This is a genomic window from Bradyrhizobium lablabi, from assembly GCF_001440475.1.
GTDB lineage: Bacteria > Pseudomonadota > Alphaproteobacteria > Rhizobiales > Xanthobacteraceae > Bradyrhizobium > Bradyrhizobium lablabi.
In genome coordinates this window covers 18,999-35,324 of the sequence record NZ_LLYB01000035.1, presented here as the reverse complement: position 1 = coordinate 35,324, position 16,326 = coordinate 18,999, and the positions used below count along the sequence as shown (strand labels likewise).

Annotated in this window: 15 protein-coding genes and 1 pseudogene; 7 read left to right on the top strand and 9 right to left on the bottom strand. The window is 62.0% G+C overall.

The window, feature by feature from the left end:
- Positions 1-248: 248 nt before the first annotated feature.
- Positions 249-1,460, top strand: coding sequence for an alpha/beta hydrolase family protein (locus tag CQ14_RS03015; RefSeq protein ID WP_057856460.1), 1,212 nt, complete (start codon positions 249-251; stop codon positions 1,458-1,460).
- 1,238 nt (positions 1,461-2,698) lie between these two features.
- On the opposite strand, the gene CQ14_RS43200 is transcribed toward CQ14_RS03015, so the two are convergent.
- Positions 2,699-2,854: a hypothetical protein gene (locus CQ14_RS43200; protein WP_156434649.1), complete on the bottom strand. Its 156-nt coding sequence runs from the start codon at positions 2,852-2,854 to the stop codon at positions 2,699-2,701.
- Here CQ14_RS43200 and CQ14_RS43195 point away from each other — a divergent pair, their 5' ends adjacent.
- A complete protein-coding gene (locus CQ14_RS43195; protein WP_156434648.1) occupies positions 2,855-3,352 on the top strand; it encodes an RraA family protein in 498 nt (165 codons plus the stop codon).
- A gap of 95 nt (positions 3,353-3,447) precedes the next feature.
- On the opposite strand, the gene CQ14_RS03005 is transcribed toward CQ14_RS43195, so the two are convergent.
- From CQ14_RS03005 to CQ14_RS48060, 4 genes and pseudogenes are all read right to left on the bottom strand, one after another.
- Positions 3,448-4,278, bottom strand: coding sequence for an enoyl-CoA hydratase/isomerase family protein (locus tag CQ14_RS03005; RefSeq protein ID WP_156434647.1), 831 nt, complete (start codon positions 4,276-4,278; stop codon positions 3,448-3,450).
- A complete protein-coding gene (locus CQ14_RS03000; protein WP_057856457.1) occupies positions 4,245-4,661 on the bottom strand; it encodes a nuclear transport factor 2 family protein in 417 nt (138 codons plus the stop codon). The genes CQ14_RS03005 and CQ14_RS03000 overlap by 34 nt, the downstream gene beginning before the upstream one ends.
- The gene (locus CQ14_RS48065) at positions 4,658-4,975 is read right to left on the bottom strand and encodes a phosphopantetheine-binding protein (protein WP_430650130.1); all 318 of its coding nucleotides are present in this window, start codon (positions 4,973-4,975) and stop codon (positions 4,658-4,660) included. The genes CQ14_RS03000 and CQ14_RS48065 overlap by 4 nt, the downstream gene beginning before the upstream one ends.
- A 27-nt stretch (positions 4,976-5,002) precedes the next feature.
- Positions 5,003-6,251: pseudogene (locus CQ14_RS48060) on the bottom strand (AMP-binding protein); the annotation flags it as partial.
- Positions 6,252-6,629: 378 nt separating this feature from the next.
- Between CQ14_RS48060 and CQ14_RS02985 the strand changes: the two are divergent.
- Positions 6,630-7,532 carry a LysR substrate-binding domain-containing protein gene (locus CQ14_RS02985; protein WP_057856454.1) on the top strand — a complete coding sequence of 301 codons (903 nt, stop codon included), beginning with the start codon at positions 6,630-6,632 and terminating at the stop codon, positions 7,530-7,532.
- A gap of 94 nt (positions 7,533-7,626) precedes the next feature.
- On the opposite strand, the gene CQ14_RS02980 is transcribed toward CQ14_RS02985, so the two are convergent.
- Both CQ14_RS02980 and nagA read right to left on the bottom strand, forming a co-directional pair.
- On the bottom strand, positions 7,627-8,829 hold the full coding sequence (locus CQ14_RS02980; protein WP_057856453.1) for an aspartate kinase: 1,203 nt from the start codon (positions 8,827-8,829) through the stop codon (positions 7,627-7,629).
- Positions 8,830-10,011 carry an N-acetylglucosamine-6-phosphate deacetylase gene (gene nagA / locus CQ14_RS02975; protein ID WP_057856452.1) on the bottom strand — a complete coding sequence of 394 codons (1,182 nt, stop codon included), beginning with the start codon at positions 10,009-10,011 and terminating at the stop codon, positions 8,830-8,832. It lies immediately after the preceding gene.
- A 118-nt stretch (positions 10,012-10,129) separates the two neighbouring features.
- On the opposite strand from nagA, the gene CQ14_RS02970 reads away from it, so the two are divergent.
- From CQ14_RS02970 to CQ14_RS02960, 3 genes are read left to right on the top strand one after another with little or no spacing between them, the layout of a single operon-like run.
- Complete coding sequence (locus CQ14_RS02970; RefSeq protein ID WP_057856451.1) at positions 10,130-11,077, top strand: glucosamine kinase nucleotide-binding domain-containing protein; 948 nt, start codon at positions 10,130-10,132, stop codon at positions 11,075-11,077.
- 19 nt (positions 11,078-11,096) lie between these two features.
- A complete protein-coding gene (locus CQ14_RS02965) occupies positions 11,097-12,041 on the top strand; it encodes an N-acetylmuramic acid 6-phosphate etherase (RefSeq protein WP_057856492.1) in 945 nt (314 codons plus the stop codon).
- Between the two features lie 11 nt (positions 12,042-12,052).
- The gene (locus CQ14_RS02960) at positions 12,053-13,051 is read left to right on the top strand and encodes an SIS domain-containing protein (protein ID WP_057856450.1); all 999 of its coding nucleotides are present in this window, start codon (positions 12,053-12,055) and stop codon (positions 13,049-13,051) included.
- A 64-nt stretch (positions 13,052-13,115) separates the two neighbouring features.
- Here the strand turns inward: CQ14_RS02960 and CQ14_RS02955 are convergent, their stop codons facing one another.
- Together CQ14_RS02955 and CQ14_RS02950 are read right to left on the bottom strand one after the other, a co-directional pair.
- A complete protein-coding gene (locus CQ14_RS02955; RefSeq protein ID WP_057856449.1) occupies positions 13,116-14,750 on the bottom strand; it encodes a flavin-containing monooxygenase in 1,635 nt (544 codons plus the stop codon).
- Between the two features lie 48 nt (positions 14,751-14,798).
- Positions 14,799-15,323 (bottom strand): nuclear transport factor 2 family protein, encoded by a 525-nt coding sequence (locus CQ14_RS02950; protein WP_057856491.1) that lies wholly within the window; start codon positions 15,321-15,323, stop codon positions 14,799-14,801.
- Between the two features lie 164 nt (positions 15,324-15,487).
- Here CQ14_RS02950 and CQ14_RS02945 point away from each other — a divergent pair, with 164 nt between their 5' ends.
- Positions 15,488-16,294: an IclR family transcriptional regulator gene (locus CQ14_RS02945; RefSeq protein ID WP_199805429.1), complete on the top strand. Its 807-nt coding sequence runs from the start codon at positions 15,488-15,490 to the stop codon at positions 16,292-16,294.
- The last annotated feature ends 32 nt before the right edge of the window (positions 16,295-16,326 follow it).

The following is a 16,326-nucleotide window of genomic DNA, read 5'->3' as shown; positions in this document are numbered from 1 at the left end:
TCAGAAAGCCGCAGGCTCGGCCATGTCTTCTATGGGCCACTCCAGACATTGGCCAATAGCGTCGTCCAACCCATCGGATTGGCCATACGCGCCCGAGTACCCAACCGCCGAGGCAAGTGACATCTTGTAACGCAATGTATCGTCCTCCCGGTCCGACATGGAAAATTACAAAAACGGGCACACGCGGAAATTCGCGAGACACATCGAACACTTCCAGTGATGCTTTGTCTTCCCTTTGGGAGGAAGCGATGTCGATGGACCCGGACAAGGATATGCTCGCGTTGCCGGCCGAGGCCAAATTGGGCGGGCCAAAAATGCCGTCCCCGCCGCCCCGCTACGGCGACGCGGGATGGCTGCAATGGCCCGACGACGAGGCTTACTCGTTTCAGTTCATGCGGATGCTCGGTGCGGCACAGGAGGGCGCAAGCACCATCTCGGAATGTTTTTTCGCCGCAAGGCTGATTACGCCTGGCGACGACGAGAGTTGGTATGAAGCCTGGAAAAGCGCAGCCGATATCAACCGTGCCCGCGGTGATGAAGCACATGCCCGGGGCGGCTTCAATGCGGCGACCAGCAACTGGCTGCGGGCATCGAACTATTACCGCTGCGCCGAGCTATTCATGGATGAGAAGGATCCGAGGCGCGAGTTTCTGTTGCGAAGCATGAGACGGTGCTCGCGCCTCTATCTCGAACATACCTGCCCGAGGGGCGACGTCGTCAGAATTCCATACCAAGGCGGCTGCTCCCTGGAAGGATATTTCATCAGCGCTCCGGGCGCTCCCCCGTTGATGCCGGTCGTGGTCTGTCTCGGCGGGGTCGACCTCTGCAAGGATGAACTACTTTACACGATGCGTAGGAGCGCGGCTGGAAATGGCCTATCGCTTCTGCTGATCGATCTGCCGGACTACGAAGCCACGGACGAAGACATCGAGGCTTCGGCCGGTCGCTGGGTGGACTATCTGCTCGCGCGCGGCGACATCGATCCCTCCAGGATCGCGCTTTACGGTGACGGCTTGGGCAGCTCTCTCGCGACCGGGATCGCAAGCCGCGATCATCGATTTGCCGCTGCGGTTTGTGACGGGGGACTTTGGGAACGCCACGAACTCATTTTTGCGATAGGTCGGATCGGCTGCGATCAAGCAGCGCCCGGCGAGCGGGTCTGGATGGCGGGAGTCGTGCATTCCGCGGCGATGCTAAAATGCCCTTCGCTGATGACGATCGGACAACACGATCATATCGCCGTCGAGAATGCAATCGATGTCCACGAATCCTGCAAACGGTCGGGCGCGCCGCTTGATTTGAAGGTCTTTTCGACGGAAGAAACCGCGGCATCTCCCGGCCATATCGACAATCCGACCCTTGCAAAGGAGTACGTATTCGATTGGCTGCGGCGAAAACTCGGCACGACCGTACGCATTGTCGCGAGCGTGGGAGATGCGTGTGACTGCGCCGGAGCATGATGCCGATCGAACGGAACGGCTGGTTGGGTACGTGAGACGGTGTCCGCACCGGGACGGCGTTTATTTCCGGATTTGGGAGAACGGGTCATGAGAATGTCATCAAGCCTTGTCGCGCCGTCAGCTGTCGCGATCCTGTCAACCGCATTGCTGAGCGCCCTCGGCGGCACCGCCGCGTCGCAAACCACATCAGGCTCCACGCTTCCGAGCATCACAGTCGAAGCGCCGAAGCAAACGGCGAGGCCGCCACAGACGCAGCAGCGGGCGGCAAACACCGGTGCAGGTTTCCGGAGAGGACCGGCCGCCCGGACGACGGCTCAAACAGCGGGAGGGACGCCGTCGGCTGCGCAGGGTCCTGTCATGGCGAAGCTTGCCCGCCTCGAGAGAGAGGCCAGCAGTTGCAACGATGGTTGCGAAACAAGCTTGAAACGCGGCAAGGACCCTTGGGTTGGATGCAGCGAATCGGCGGGGTGGAATTCAGTTTTCTCAGCAACCTGCAAAGACACGCTCACTCACAGGGACTACGTGCAATGCGTAGAAACCAAAATGTTCCTGGGCTGGAACCACCAACGATCCTGGTGGTATTGCAACGGCATGCTGGCTGGAGGAAAATTTCGGGTTACCGCGGAGAATCGAAACAGGTAGCGCAATCCGACCCGGGGACGGCATTTGGGGAGAACGAGTTGTGAGAATGTCATCGAGCCTTGTCGCGCCCTCAGCTATCGCTGTCCTGTCAACCGTATTGCTGAGCGGCACGGCAGCCTCGCAAACCGCAACAGGCCCCACCAACCAGCTTCCCAGCATCACGGTTCAGGCGCCGCAGCAGGTGGCAAGGCCGCCGGTAGTAAGATCACAGAGGCAGGCGCCGCCGGTGGCAAACACGGTTGCAGCTCGCCCGACATCGCCAGCCCCTCAAACGCCACCGACATCAGCTCAAAAGCCAGTGACCGGTTCAGTGATGGCGAGGATTGCCGCGCTTGAGAAGACCTCCAGCAGTTGCACCGACGGTTGCCAAACAAGCTTCAAATACGGCAATCAGCCGTGGAACGGATGCTCCGTGTCATCAGGGGATTTTACTTTATCGACAACGTGCAGAAACGTACGCAACTTCAAAACCTACGAGGAGTGCAGGGAGACCGGACTGTTTTTGGGCGCGAGACAATATGAAATCTGGTGGTATTGCAGCAGCCTGCACGCCGCGGGGAAGTTGGCCGGGGAGAAGCAGCCCCAAGTCGCCGAACTCAAGCGATCAGGACGTCGCTAGTGGCCTCGATGCTCGCAAGCGCCTTGTTCGCCACCTGGCGCGAGAGCCCGGCCAGAAGTGCAAGCTCCTCGTGCGTAATCTCGATGAGCACGCGGGTGCTCGGATAGAGGATCGGGTTGAACAGCCACGCCAAATGGCGCGCTACGCGTGCCGCAGGATCGTGAAGGCGATCCGATTCCATGGCGGCAATGAATTGACCCATCCGCTCGTTGAGCTGCTGCGCCAGGGACTGCGTGAACCGGGGACAATTTTCAAACAGCCATATGAACGTACTCCGGTTCAACATTTCTTCTCGCTCGGTTCGTTGCCGACAGGGCCGCAGCGGCTCGACAAGCGTGCGCCCGATGCTCTCGTCTCTGCTCGCGTAGGCGAATGGCTGGTCGGTCCGGACGACGTAGTCGCGTGTGATGCAGATGGGGCGATTTTTCTTCCGCGTGAGCGCCTTGCGGAGGTTGTCCAAGCGGCGGAAGCAATCAGGTCAACGGAGCACCGGCAGGCCAGCGAAATGCGAGCGGGACGTAGCTTCAGGGATCAAGCTGCTTTTGCGCAATATCTCGCACGTCGTCTGGAGCATCCGGCGTTTGGCTTTCGAGAGCACCTGAGAATGATCGGCGGAGCTATCGAGGAGTAGCGTCTCATGTTGTGCGCCCCAATTGTCTGAGCTTGCGTCGCCACGAAACTAGCCTCAAGAAGGAGCGCACCTGCCCGGCTACGATCGCGATTGATTCAGCGTCCATGGAAGGGCCCTGGCTCCCGCTTCTCAAGATGGGCATTAACCGCCTCTCGGAAATCTTCGGTAAGGTAAAGCTTCATCGGATCCGTCTGGGCTGCAATCTCCTTCTCGAACAAATCCATGAAATAGCGCCGCGAGCGGACGGTAGATCGAACGCTGAGCGGCGGATTGCTGGCTATGCTCTGCGCGATCCGGTGCGCCACGCCGAGGTGTTCACCCTTGGGACACACGCGCGCAATCAAACCAGCCCCTTGAGCTTCCTCAGCCGAGAAGAATCTTCCGGTGAGAGCTACCTCCGCGGCGAAGGCCGCGGCGCCGCAGAAGTGCGCCAGCCCCCAATACCTCGCACCGCCGAGCCCCCTTGGTGTCTCCGTGATCTGGAACTTCGTTTCAGCTTCGGAAACGACGATGTCGCACTCGAGCACGATGCCGACCGCAAGTCCCATGACATAACCATGGGGAGCGGCAATCACCGGCTTCCACTTCACCGCGCGCGTCAATAGATCGCCGGAATGAGCATCGGGCTCCTGCGGGCCACCGAACCGCTCGAATTCCTCTCTGCTCCGGCATTGTCTTGCCTTCACATCGGCACCGCTCGAAAACGCCTTGCCGGCCCCTCTCAGGATCGCAACCCGTGCGACCTCATCCTCGTCAAACCGTCGCAGCTTGCCGGCAAGAGCCCGCACAAGGTCCGCATCGAAGGCGTTGAGCTTGTCGGGCCTGTTCAGGGTTATCGTTGCGATATGCCCCTCGAGGCGATATTCGACCAGATCGGTCATCGCGGGCTCTCTCAGAGATAGTAACTCTTGTGGATGATCTTCCACTCTCCCCTGCAGAAGGCGAGATTGAAGATATCTTCGCCTTCGAGAGTATTCGGTCCCATGACGAAACCAAACGGAACGCGGACACTGGCAAGAGGACCGACCAGGCGAACGTCGATCGCCCTTGCGACCTCCTCCGCGTTGTCAAACTTGTCGTGAAGCGATCGGATCACGTTGACGAACCCCTCGACGTCGTTCGCGCGCACGGTATCGCCCTTGACATAGTAATGGGAGATATTGGCCGACGGCTCGAACGTCGAGCGCAGCGCCTCCACATCGCAGTGCTTTACTGCGACCAGGTATCTGTTAATGAGCGCCTCGACGCCCTTGGCATCGGGAGCATGATCCGCAGGTACGCCGGCAGGTGCGGATGCTGTTGCATTCATTTCGATATCTCCGTGAGTGGTGACGGTGCCGGCACGCTCGGCCCGGCTCTGGATAAAACAAGGCTCGCCTGCATGCGCACCGTCGGGTTACGAATCATGTCCTTCAATGACAAGTCCACACCGGGGCGTTGCCGAAGGTCGTCTCGAACACGCTGCGCCCGAATCGGATCGCCTCCATGAACGAATAGATTATCGGTGACTCCAAGACCCGACGCGTCGGTTGCGCGCGCCCAGGCTTCGAGGATCGCACCTTCAAGCTCCGAATGCGCCGCCACGCCTTTCAGCGCAAACTCACCTGCGAATGCGGGACGCATCGCCCGGCGCGCCGACTTGCCCGTGGCGTTTTTCGGAATCTCTCCGACACGAATGATAGCAGCGGGAATCTTGTACGTGCTGATCTTGCCCTCGAGGAAATGGCGGATATCATTTCCATCGATCGCGCTGCCGGCACGCGGGACAAATGCCGCCACCAATTCTTCGCCCAGGGTCGGATGCTCCAGGGAAAAAGTGATGGCCTCCGTCACCTCCGGATGCGACAGGATCGCGCTGTCGACTTCCAGCGGATACACCGAGTGCCCGCCGCGCTTGATCAATTCCTTGGTCCGGCCGCGAATGAACAGACATCCGTCCTCGTCGATCTTGCCGACATCTCCCGTGCGCAGCCAGCCGTCGATGAAGTGATCGCGGCCGGATTCGCCCGATGCATACCGGGTGATGACGCTGGGCCCCCGCAGCAGCACCTCTCCTTCCGAACCGACACCGAGTTCGAGACCTAAAGCATCCACGATACGGATTTCCGCTCCGATCGGACGCCCCACCGACCCCCGTGTCCGCAACCCGGGCGCGAGCAGATTCGAGCACACCGTCGAGGCAGTCTCCGTCATTCCGTAGTTTTCCAGCAATGGCACCCCGAACATCTGTTCGTATTGCGCGATGGCCGAGGCGAGCCGAAGACGATCGCATGAACCGCAAGCGTTCCGTCCTCGGAGCATGGCCGGAAGCATTGAAGTGATCCAGGAGTCCGAGGTGGAAGGCGGGCGAGCCGGTGAACCATGTGGGATCAAGTAACTCCATGGCCTTGTCGAAGGCTGCAGGCGCGAACGACGGCAAGCAATATTGAGACGCGCCGGCGAGCAAGGACGACGTCCCCGCGCTTATCAGGCCATGGACGTGATGATGCGGCATGGGATTGATGCACAAGTCGGACGGGCCGATGGCATAACTTGTCACGATCGCCCTGGCGGCAGCAAGAATGTTTGAGTGCGTGAGAGCGACGTGCTTCGGCTTCGAGGTCGTTCCCGAGGTCTGCAACAGCAGCGCGATATCGTCCGCATCGGTTCGGCCAATTCGATGCTTTTGTGGCAGCCCCGAAGCATGCTCGGAGACTCGCAGCCTCCGGATGTCGACCTTCAGACTTTCGGCGATCGACGCAATGCGCGGCTCTCCGGTTCCGTCGACAATCGCTACCACCTTGAGATCCCGGATTGCATCGGCCAATTCATCGTCGAGCAAGCGCGGGTCGAGCGGACAGCAGATCGCGTAAGACGACGCGGCCAGAAAACCAAGCAGCCCGTCTTTTCCTCTCGGCATGATCAGCGCCACCCGCGCTGACCGCGAGAACGCTGGAAGACCCGCCTGCTCCGCGAGATCGACCAGCAAAGGACCGATGTCGCCGTAGCGGATCGGTCGGCGCTGCTCATCGATATCGACGAACGCGATCGCTTCCGGATCGTTGCGCAGAATTTCCGTAGCTGTGTTCATGAACTCTAGTTATCTGCCGGGCATTTCCAGCGCAAACTGGAAAAATCGAAGCGTCGTTTAGGAAAGCCCAAATCGTCAACGGCAAGGCGGCGCATGGCTCCATCATTGCAACATCGCTCATATTCGTGCTCTGCTTCCCTGCCTCGCGACTGCTATCACGTTCGGCCCCTGCAAAAGCTTTCAACGACCGGGCACGGAGTAAGCTGAATGAGATTCGATCTCTCCGACCTACGCTTGTTCATCAACGTCGCTGAGCGCGCAAGCATCAGCTTGGGCGCGAACGCAATCCGGATAAGCGCCGGAGCAGCGAGCGAACGGATCAAGCATATGGAATTGGAGCTCGGCACCGCTCTCCTTGTTCGCGAAAAAACAGGCGTACGTCCGACCGCCGCCGGCTCCGCTCTGTTGAAACACGCCCGAATTATCCTGGCTCAAAGCGAGAGCATGAAGGGCGATCTGGCGGAATTCTCCCAAGGCGTGAGGGGGCGGATCAGATTGCTGTCGAATACCGCGGGGCTATCCGAACTGCTGCCACACCTGGTGGCAAAATACCTTATCCAGAACCCCAACGTCGATCTCGACGTCGAGGAGCGGCAGAGTCACGAAATCATAGACGCAATTCGGCATGGCGAGCGGGACGCCGGCATTATTGCGGATTTCACGCCCGCGGGCGACCTTGAACTGGTGCCCCTCGCTGTTGATCAGCTTGTGCTCGTTGTGCCCAATGACCACCGGTTCGCATCCCGTCGGGAGATCGAGTTCTCCTGCGCCATCTCCAGCGAACTGGTTGGCCTTCTCAACTCCAACGCACTCACGGAGCATCTGGAGATGCAGTCGGCAAGATCAGGGACACCGATACGCTGGCGCGTTCGAGTCCCCAACTTCATCGCTGTTTGCGGCATGGTTTCCATGGGGGTTGCACCGGGCATCGTATCGGAAAGCGCAGCCCGAAGAGCAAGCAAGGCGATGCCGTTGAAGATCGTCAAGCTCGTCGATCCCTGGGCAAAGCGGGTATTGAATCTTTGCATGCGTCGAAATACCGACAGACCCTTGTACCTAAAGCGTTTTGTCTCGCATGTCAGCGAAGAGGCCAGGCGCTGCAGAAAATGAGTTCGTGGCTTGGGGCTTGGTGACGTCAAACCCACGAATGGACCGCGCTGAGCTTGCGACACCGCCGGTCGGCAGGCTCTGCCGCCTGTCAAAGCTACGCTTGCTGGACAAGCGAATGCAACGCCTTGACCGCGGCCTCCCGTTTCTCCACCGGGACGAACAGGCTGACCGAATTCGGCGACATCACATACTTGTCGGGGACAATCCCGTGATGCGCGAGAACCTGCAGCGCCGAGAGCGGCAATTCCGGCGAAACGGCGCCGAAGCAAGTGAGGCTGACCGAGCTTGAAGCCTCGCGCGGCTTGCGCAGATCCTGGCTCTGCTCCAGCGTGCGCGACAGGGCATCCAGCCATTCTGAATCGCAGGCCACCGTCATGCTGGTTTTTCCCGCGGCGAAGCCGGAGTCGAGGAGCTGCGGCCAGGACAGGCTGTTTTGCTTGAGATGCTGCGCGAATTTCTCGAAACCGTGATTGAGATCCCTGGAATCGATTTCCACATGCTCGATGCGCGCGATCGAATTGACGGCCAGAGCTTTTCCGTTTTCCATGCCTGCAACCTCTTTCATCACCTGCGTGCTGTGTTCAACGCCGCCCCATTGCTTGAGGACCAGCGGCATATCCTGACTTTGCGCCAGCTCTACGCTGCGAAAATGCAGGACCTTGGCACCCCAGAAGCACATCTCCGACAGGGATGCGAAGTCCACTTGCCGCAGCGGCTTTGCATCCGGCACAACGCGCGGGTCGGCCGAACAAATTCCGTCGACCTCCTTGATGATTTCACAGCGTTCGGCCTTCAACGCTGCGGCCATCGCAACGGCCGTGGTGTCGCTGCCGCCCCGGCCGAGCGTGGTGATTTCCCGGGTCGCCGGGTTCACGCCCTGAAATCCCGCCAGCACCACGACGCGCCCACGATCAAGTTCCTCACGCACGCGAATGGGCCGTACATCCAGGATGCGCGCGGAGGAATGAGAGTCGTCGGTCATCACGCCGGCCTGGCTGCCGGTGAAGCTGATCGCGGGGACGCCGAGATCGGCAAGCGCCATGCTCATCAGCGACATGCTGATGCGTTCGCCGGTCGTAAGCAGCATGTCGAGTTCACGGCGATTGGGCGCAGGGCTGACCTGATAGGCCATCTGGATCAATTGATCGGTGGTCTTGCCCATGGCCGAGACGATCGCCACGACACGATGACCACGGCCATGCAGGTCGGCGAGACTGCGCGCGACGCTGCGAATTTTCGCCGGCGTTTCAAGGCAGACACCGCCATATTTCTGCACGATGATGGGATGGTTGCGCATCTAGCCTCCCTGGAGAGCCTCGCTCGCCTCGTCCATCGAACCGACACCGCCTATCCATGTGCCGACGACTTCAAAGCCCGGATTGAAGGCGACGAGATCGGCGCGGTATCCGCGTGCGATCCGTCCAAGCTCGGACTCAAGACCCAGGAATGCCGCCGGCGTCCTGGAAGCCATGATGAGGGCATCGACAAGGGAGATTCCAAGCAGCGCAACAGCGTTGCGCACCGCCTCGATCATGGTGAGGTGGGCGCCCGCCAGCGTGCCATCAGGGCCAGTCAGGCGATTTTCGCGCAACGTGATCTGCCTTCCCTGCAGCATGAATTGCCGGTCGTTGGTGCCCACCAATGGCATGGCATCGGTGACCAGCATCAATCGGTCGCGTCCCTTGCAGCGGAAGGCGACACGCAACGCGGCGCGGTCAACGTGGATGCCGTCGCAGATGATCCCCGCAAACAGCCGGTCATCGTCAAGCGCGGCGCCCACCAGGCCCGGTGCCCTTGCGCTCAACTGCGACATCGCATTGAACAGATGGGTCACCCCCGTAATACCGTGATTAACCGCCTGCCCGGTTTCGGCGGCGGTGGCGTCGCTGTGGCCGGCCGCGATACGCAAGCCGGCGCCGATCAATTCATCGATCATGGACGCAGGTACGCATTCCGGGGCCAGGGTCACCATGGAATGGCCGCGGCCCCCGAAACTCTTGATCGCGGCGAGATCGCGCCGATCGGGCACGCGTATCTCGGCTTCCGGGTGAATGCCCTTGCGAGACCGGTTGAGGGCCGGTCCTTCCAGATGAAAGCCGAGAACGCCGGGAATCCTCAGACCAGCCTCGGCGACTGCAGCCAGGCGCTCGATGACCTCGATGCGATCGGTGATGAGGGTCGGCAAGCAGCCCGTGGTCCCCGCCTTGCGGTGCGCCTCAATGATGCGTCGAACGCCAGCCTCCGTTGGCTGGTCGTTGAGAAGAACGCCGCCGCCTCCGTTCACCTGGATGTCGATGAAGCCGGGGGCAAGGATCGCATCCGCGGGAAGCTGGATTGAGGCCCGCGCCGCCGCCTCGCCAAAGGTGATGCTTTCAATCCGCCCCTGTGAGATCCTGACCGAACCCGGCCCGCGCATGTCGGCGCCATCAAAGATGCGCTGCGCGGCAATCGTGAGGGAGGAAGAACCGGCGTGGCCCATCAGCATTGATCCGAGAATGGCAGTCACGGACTCGTGAGGTGAGTCCCGTGCAGGACTTCATATGTACTCCGAAGAACCTTGAAGAGGACCCGGAGCGAAACCTTCGCGTTAGCGTTCCATGGTAACAAAAGGTACCACGTATCTCGGCATTGATGGCGGTGGAACCCGCTGCCGCGCCCGGATCGAAGACGAAAACGGCAGGGTACTCGGAACAGCGAGCTCCGGACCTGCGACGACGCGGATTGGCTTTGAGAAGGCCTGGCGGTCGATCATGGAGGCCACCGAGGCGGCAGCCGCGCAGGCCGGACTGGCGCGCGAGGATTTCGCGCAGATGCGCGCCGGCATTGGCCTTGCCGGTCTTGGTCGGCGGGGCGCGGAAGCGGCGCTCAACACCATTGCGCATCCCTTTGCTTCCGTTATCTTCATCAGCGACGGCCTGGCGGCCTGCCTCGGCGCCCATAGCGGCGCGGACGGGGCCATCGTGGTCGCCGGCACAGGCTCGGTGGGCGTCGGCCTGATCGACGGCCGCGAAATCCGCATCGCCGGTTACGGTTTTCCGGTGTCGGACGAAGGCAGCGGCGCCGATATCGGCCTCCAGGTCGTTCGACTGGCGCTCCGTGCCGCAGATCGCCGCGGCGAGCTGACCCCATTGCTGTCAGAGGTGCTGGGCGCATTCGACCATGATCCCTATCAGGCGGTGGCCTGGTCTGAAGAAGCCAGGGCCACAGATTACGCGGCGTTCGCGCCGATCGTGATGCGACACGCCAATCAGGGCGATCCGGTCGGCCGTCGCATTGTCGAGCGCGCGGCCGATGCCATTGGCGATCTGCTCGATCTGTTCCTGGCGAAAGGAATTGACCGGCTCTCGCTGGTGGGCGGGCTTGCGGAAGTCATGACGCCCTGGCTGACACCTGACCTGCGCGCCCGCCTGAGGCCTCCCGATGCCGACGCGGCGGCCGGCGCGCTGCTGCTGGCGCGAGGGCGGCTTGATCTGCCCAAGAGAGAAATGGACGGAGAGATGGACAGAGAAACTGACCATGAACAGGCTTCGAAGTTCCGCGTTTGACGGCGTTTGGATCAACAACATGGCCACCGAAGAAGTCGATCCCCGCTTTGCCGATCTTGATGCGTGGTCGCTGACGTCAGCGATGGAGGCGATGTGGGAGGGCCAGCTCGCGGCCGTCGCGGCGATTGGTCACGCCCTTCCCGCGATCACCGCGGCGACTGAAGCGGCCAAGGCGGCGCTGGGCGATCGCGGGCGCATCGTATATGTCGGCGCCGGCACCTCGGGCCGCGTGGCGGTCCAGGACGGGGCCGAACTGACGCCGACCTTCGCCTGGCCCAGGGAGCGCGTCCGCTTCATCGTTGCGGGGGGCGACAGCGCGTTCGTCACCAGCATCGAGGGCGCGGAGGACGATGTCGATGACGCCGTCGCGCAGATCGACGCCGCGCGGCTCACACCGCACGACGTGGTGATCGCCGTGGCCGCCAGCGGGACCACGCCATTCACGGTCGCGGCGCTGCAGCAGGGAGGCGCCAGCGGTGCCGTGACGATCGGTGTCGCCAACAATCCCGGCACCGCATTGCTGGAATCGGCAAAGTTTCCGATCCTGATCGAGACCGGCCGCGAGCTGATCGCGGGCTCCACGCGGATGAAGGCAGGCACCGCGCAGAAGGTTGTGCTCAACCTGATCTCCTCGGGGATCATGCTGCGCCTTGGCCGGGTGTATCGCGGCATGATGGTGAACATGCCGCCGACCAATGCCAAGCTGAAGCGGCGCGCCGAGGCCATGGTGGCGCAAATCGCGCACTGCGATCCGTCGCAGGCGGCACGCTCGCTCGAGCAGGCCGAGGGAGACATCAAGACGGCAAGCCTTCTGGCGCTGGGTGTCGACAGGGTTGATGCCGAGACCATTCTGAAAAACTGTGACGGCAACCTTCGGCGCGTGTTTGCCGAGCTGACCAAGGATCAGGACCGGCATCCCAAGGAAGCGGCGGCTCGCAAGCAGGGCGGAGCGGTCGAGCCGTGACATCATCCGCAATGGCGAGCGAAATCGGCGAAAGCCCGGATGTTGTCGCCAACATAGTTCGTAACCGCCCCGCCACGCGCGAGATCGCGCAGCGAATTGGGATTGGGTCCGCCCCCCTGTGTGTCGTGTGCGGCCGGGGAAGCTCCGGGCATGCCGGGGTTTTCCTGAGATACCTCGTCGAGACGCGGCTTCGCCTTCCCGTCTCAGCCAGCGCCCCTTCGGTGATCACGGCATTTCGCACGCCCTTGATGCTGCGCGATGCGCTGTTCATCGTGATCTCGCAATCCGGACGCAGCCCGGATCTTGTCGCGGCGACCCGGTCGGCGCGCGCCGCGGGCGCCCGCACGATCGCCATCGTCAATGCAACGTCATCGCCGGTGGCTGACGAAGCGGAGTTCGTTGTTCCGATCGAAGCAGGCACAGAGCACTCCGTGGCGGCGACCAAGACCGTGATCGGCTCGATGGCCGCCAGCGCCGAACTCGTTGCCGAGCTGGCGGAAGATCGGGCGCTGCGGTCAGCCCTCGACAGGCTGCCCGAGCGCCTGCACCGCGCGCTGGCGCTCGACTGGTCCGAAATTGCCGATGATCTCGCCAGGGCGTCAGCCGTGTTTGTGGCGGCGCGGGGCCTCGGCCTCGGCCCGGCGCGGGAGATCGCGCTCAAGCTTTCGGAAATCCTGCGCCTGCCTTCCATCGGTCTGAGCGCTGCCGAGCTGCAGCATGGGCCGCGCGCCGCGCTATCATCGCGCACGCCGGTCGTCATGATGCGCCTCATGGACGAAACGGCCGCCACGGTGGACGCGCTGGCGGAAGAATTGCGCGAGCAGAAGATCGCGGTGCATCTATGCGGGGGGCCGCATGGCTCGCTGCCCTGGCTGGCCGAGGATGAGCCGGCCACCGACCCGATCACCATGCTCGTTCCAGCCTATCGGATGATCGAGCAGGCAGCGCGCGCCTGCGGATTTGACCCCGATCGTCCGCCTCGCCTGAGCAAGATTACCGAGACGTTTTGACGGCTGGCTGACGCAAGCTGGCGCACCAGACACGGCGCACATCCGAGCACACGCACTTCGACCGTCAAGCAGCGACCGGCTTTCGCCCACGTTCAAAGACGAAGTCGCGATACCCGTTTTGTATGGCGGCCGCGCAATACTCCCGGTATTTGGGAAACCCGCCCGTGAACAGCGTCAGTCCCTGAGCCTTGTCCTTGACGTTGGTGCCGACGTACCAGGTCTTCGCCTTGGACAGGAGCGAACGCTGCGCGAGCTTGAACACGAGCGCCATCCAGTCGTCTTCCGCCTTCCTGGTCGGCTCGATGGTATCGAGGCCATGGTCGGCCATATGCGTGATGGCATTGGCGATCCAGTCGACGTCGTTCTCGCTGATCCTGACGATGTTGGCCAGCGCTGCCGGGCCGTTAGGCCCGGTGGTCATGAAGAGATTCGGAAATCCCTCCATCATGAGGCCGAGATGCGACCGGGCCCCCTCCTTCCACTTCTCATTGACCGTGCGGCCGTTACGACCGACGACGTCGAAGGCCGTCAGCGCACCTGTCAGCCCGTCATAGCCGGTTGCGAAGATGAGCACGTCGAGCTCGGTCTCGCCCGACTGCGTGCGCATGCCACGCTCCGTGATCTCCACGATCGGGTCGGTGACGCAGTCGATCAGCTGAACATTCGGCTGGTTGAACGTTTCATAATAGCCGGTGTCGAGGCACGGACGGCGGGCGAAGATCGGGTAACCGCGCGGCTTCAGCTTTTCCGCGGTAGCGGAATCCGTGACGACATCGTTGATCTTGTCCCGCACGAACTCGGCAACGTGCTCATTGGCCTCCTCGTTGCTCAGGAGATCAGTGAAAGTCCCGAGCATGGTCAGTCCGCCGGACTTCCAGGCATCTTCCAGGAGTTCGCGGCGACGCGACGGCGTCACGCTGAAGAACGCACGGGTCGTCCACGGCCGCACGCCGCCATTCGGGCTGTTGCGCGCCGCCTCGCGAATACCGGCGTAGTTGCGTTTGACATCCGCCACGTAGTCGGGATCGAGCTTCTGGTTGCGCATGGGCATGGTGAAGCTCGGCGTGCGCTGAAAAACGAACAGCTCATCGGCCTGCCGGCCGACCTCCTGCACGATCTGGATGCCAGTCGATCCCGTGCCGATCACGCCAACGCGCTTGCCGGTGAAGTCAACGGGATGATGCGGCCATTTGCCGGCCCGCAACAGCTGGCCCTTGTAGGCATCGATACCGGGAATCTCGGGATCTCGTGGAATCGAGAGGGGGCCGGTCGCCATCACGCAGTAGGTCGCCTCGATCGTCTCGCCACGATCGGTCGTCACCTGCCAAAGCTTGCGCGCCTCATCCCAGACGGCACGCGTGACCCGCGTGTTGAACTGGTAGTGCTTGCGCAAGTCGAGCCGATCGGCGACAAAATTGAAGTAGGCCAGCAGCTCCGGCTGCGACGCGAACTCTTCCGACCACGTCCACTCCTGCTCGATCTCGGGTGAAAAGGAATAGCTGTAGTCGATGCTCGGAAGATCGACGCGCGCACCGGGGTAACGATTCCAATACCACACACCGCCGACATCGCCGCCGGCCTCGAAGGCCGCGATCCTGAGGCCCATTTCGCGGAACTTGTAGACGGCGTACAGGCCGCCGAATCCAGCGCCGACGACGACCACGTCCAGCCGTTGTCCCCTCGCATCAGCGTTGTTCATGCCGGCATTCCCTCGATCTGGTGCTCGGATTCTTGGAGGCCGCGCCCGCTACCGCGGACGCAGAAGACCGTAGATGGGATCGTCGGGAAACCGTCTGCCCAATGGCAGCCGCGGCCCGAAGCGAGTCGCTTCGGGCTCGGTTGCGGCGACCTGCTCGTCCACCCAGTCGTAGACGACCACGCGTCGGAAGACCCGCCATTCGCCGTCCCGCTGCTGAAAGACGTCGCAATAGCGGCCGGCGATCAGAAACTGGCGAACGACGCCATCCCGTCCCGGCCCGCGCTGCAGCGCGAGGAAATAGGTTTCGACAACGGCCTCGTTGGGCGCGGTGAACTCGATCAGAATGTTGCCGACCATATGGACGTTGCGGGCACCGCTTTCGAAGATTCCACTCGCCCATTGAAAGAACCCTTCGACCGGACCCGAATACGGGCCGTGCTCGTCCGTTGCATCCGGCCAGTAGGCGCCACGCAGCGCCGCTTCATCGGCGCGATCAACGCCGCGGCAATAGCGGTAGATGCAATCGCGGATCGCCTCGCGGTCGAGCAGTTCGGCAATCCTCGCTTGAGCTATGGTCATATCAGAGCCCATCCGTCTTCGGCTTGATGCGCACCCGCGCATCGGCCCTCCCTTGACGACGGCAACCATCTCATGTGCAGTGGAGGCAACCAACAAAACTTCATATGTGAAGCTGACTTTCACATTCTTGAATTTGCTCCGGCCAAGGGAGGGGCAATGTGGCATCGCAACTGACGACATCCGCCTCCATTTCCGCGGCCGGATCCACGGTGAAGTCCGCGTTGCGCGCCATTGAAATCCTGGAGTTCTTCACGCGCGTTCGGCAGCCGCGCGCCATGTCGGAGATCGGCGCGGCGCTGGGTTATCCTGCGTCCAGCACCACCGTTCTGCTCAAGACGCTGGTCGGCCTCGGCTACCTCAATTTCGATCGCAAGACGCGGGTGTATTTCCCGACGCCGAAGGTGACTTCACTGGGTGACTGGATTCCGAGCGCCCTGTTCGGCAGCAGCCGCCTGCTCGAGGCGATGCGCGACGTTCATGCCGCAACGGGCGAAGCCGTTGCGATCGGCACCACCAACGACGTCTATCTGCAGTACGTCAAGATCGTCCAATCCATTCATCCGCTCCGCTTTCATGTCGACGAGGGCACGCTCAGGCCGCTGACGCTGTCCGCGCTCGGCTGGCTGCTGATGTCGACGATGCCGGATGAGAAAGTCGACAACATCGTCCGCCGCGCCAACATCGCCACGCCAAACGCGCACGACAGGGTCAAGCTCCCGGAGATGATGAAACGCATCCGCCAGATCCGCGGCAAGGGCTATTGCTCCGCGGAGAACGTTCCGATTCTGGGCGGGGCCACGATTTGCGTGCTGCTGCCGGCCACCATTCAGAATCAACCCGTTGCCCTGGGACTCGGCGGTGCCGCCGAGCGGATCAGGCAAAATTCCAGCCGCTACCTGAGCGTTCTGCAGCAGGCGGCCCGATCGGTCAAAGCCAACGACGCCTCAACCGATAGCGGCCTGTGATATCGCACCAGACGGGCAGATGCTGAACCGCC

Excerpts from the sequence above, each read along its gene's own strand:
- CQ14_RS03015 (WP_057856460.1), top strand. The coding sequence starts at position 249 with ATGTCGATGGACCCGGACAAGGATATGCTCGCGTTGCCGGCCGAGGCC.
- CQ14_RS43195 (WP_156434648.1), top strand. The coding sequence starts at position 2,855 with ATGGCGCGCTACGCGTGCCGCAGGATCGTGAAGGCGATCCGATTCCAT.
- CQ14_RS03000 (WP_057856457.1), bottom strand. The coding sequence starts at position 4,661 with ATGAATGCAACAGCATCCGCACCTGCCGGCGTACCTGCGGATCATGCT.
- CQ14_RS48065 (WP_430650130.1), bottom strand. The coding sequence starts at position 4,975 with ATGCGTCCCGCATTCGCAGGTGAGTTTGCGCTGAAAGGCGTGGCGGCG.
- CQ14_RS02985 (WP_057856454.1), top strand. The coding sequence starts at position 6,630 with ATGAGATTCGATCTCTCCGACCTACGCTTGTTCATCAACGTCGCTGAG.
- CQ14_RS02980 (WP_057856453.1), bottom strand. The coding sequence starts at position 8,829 with ATGCGCAACCATCCCATCATCGTGCAGAAATATGGCGGTGTCTGCCTT.
- nagA (WP_057856452.1), bottom strand. The coding sequence starts at position 10,011 with ATGGGCCACGCCGGTTCTTCCTCCCTCACGATTGCCGCGCAGCGCATC.
- CQ14_RS02970 (WP_057856451.1), top strand. The coding sequence starts at position 10,130 with ATGGTAACAAAAGGTACCACGTATCTCGGCATTGATGGCGGTGGAACC.
- CQ14_RS02965 (WP_057856492.1), top strand. The coding sequence starts at position 11,097 with ATGGCCACCGAAGAAGTCGATCCCCGCTTTGCCGATCTTGATGCGTGG.
- CQ14_RS02960 (WP_057856450.1), top strand. The coding sequence starts at position 12,053 with ATGGCGAGCGAAATCGGCGAAAGCCCGGATGTTGTCGCCAACATAGTT.
- CQ14_RS02955 (WP_057856449.1), bottom strand. The coding sequence starts at position 14,750 with ATGAACAACGCTGATGCGAGGGGACAACGGCTGGACGTGGTCGTCGTC.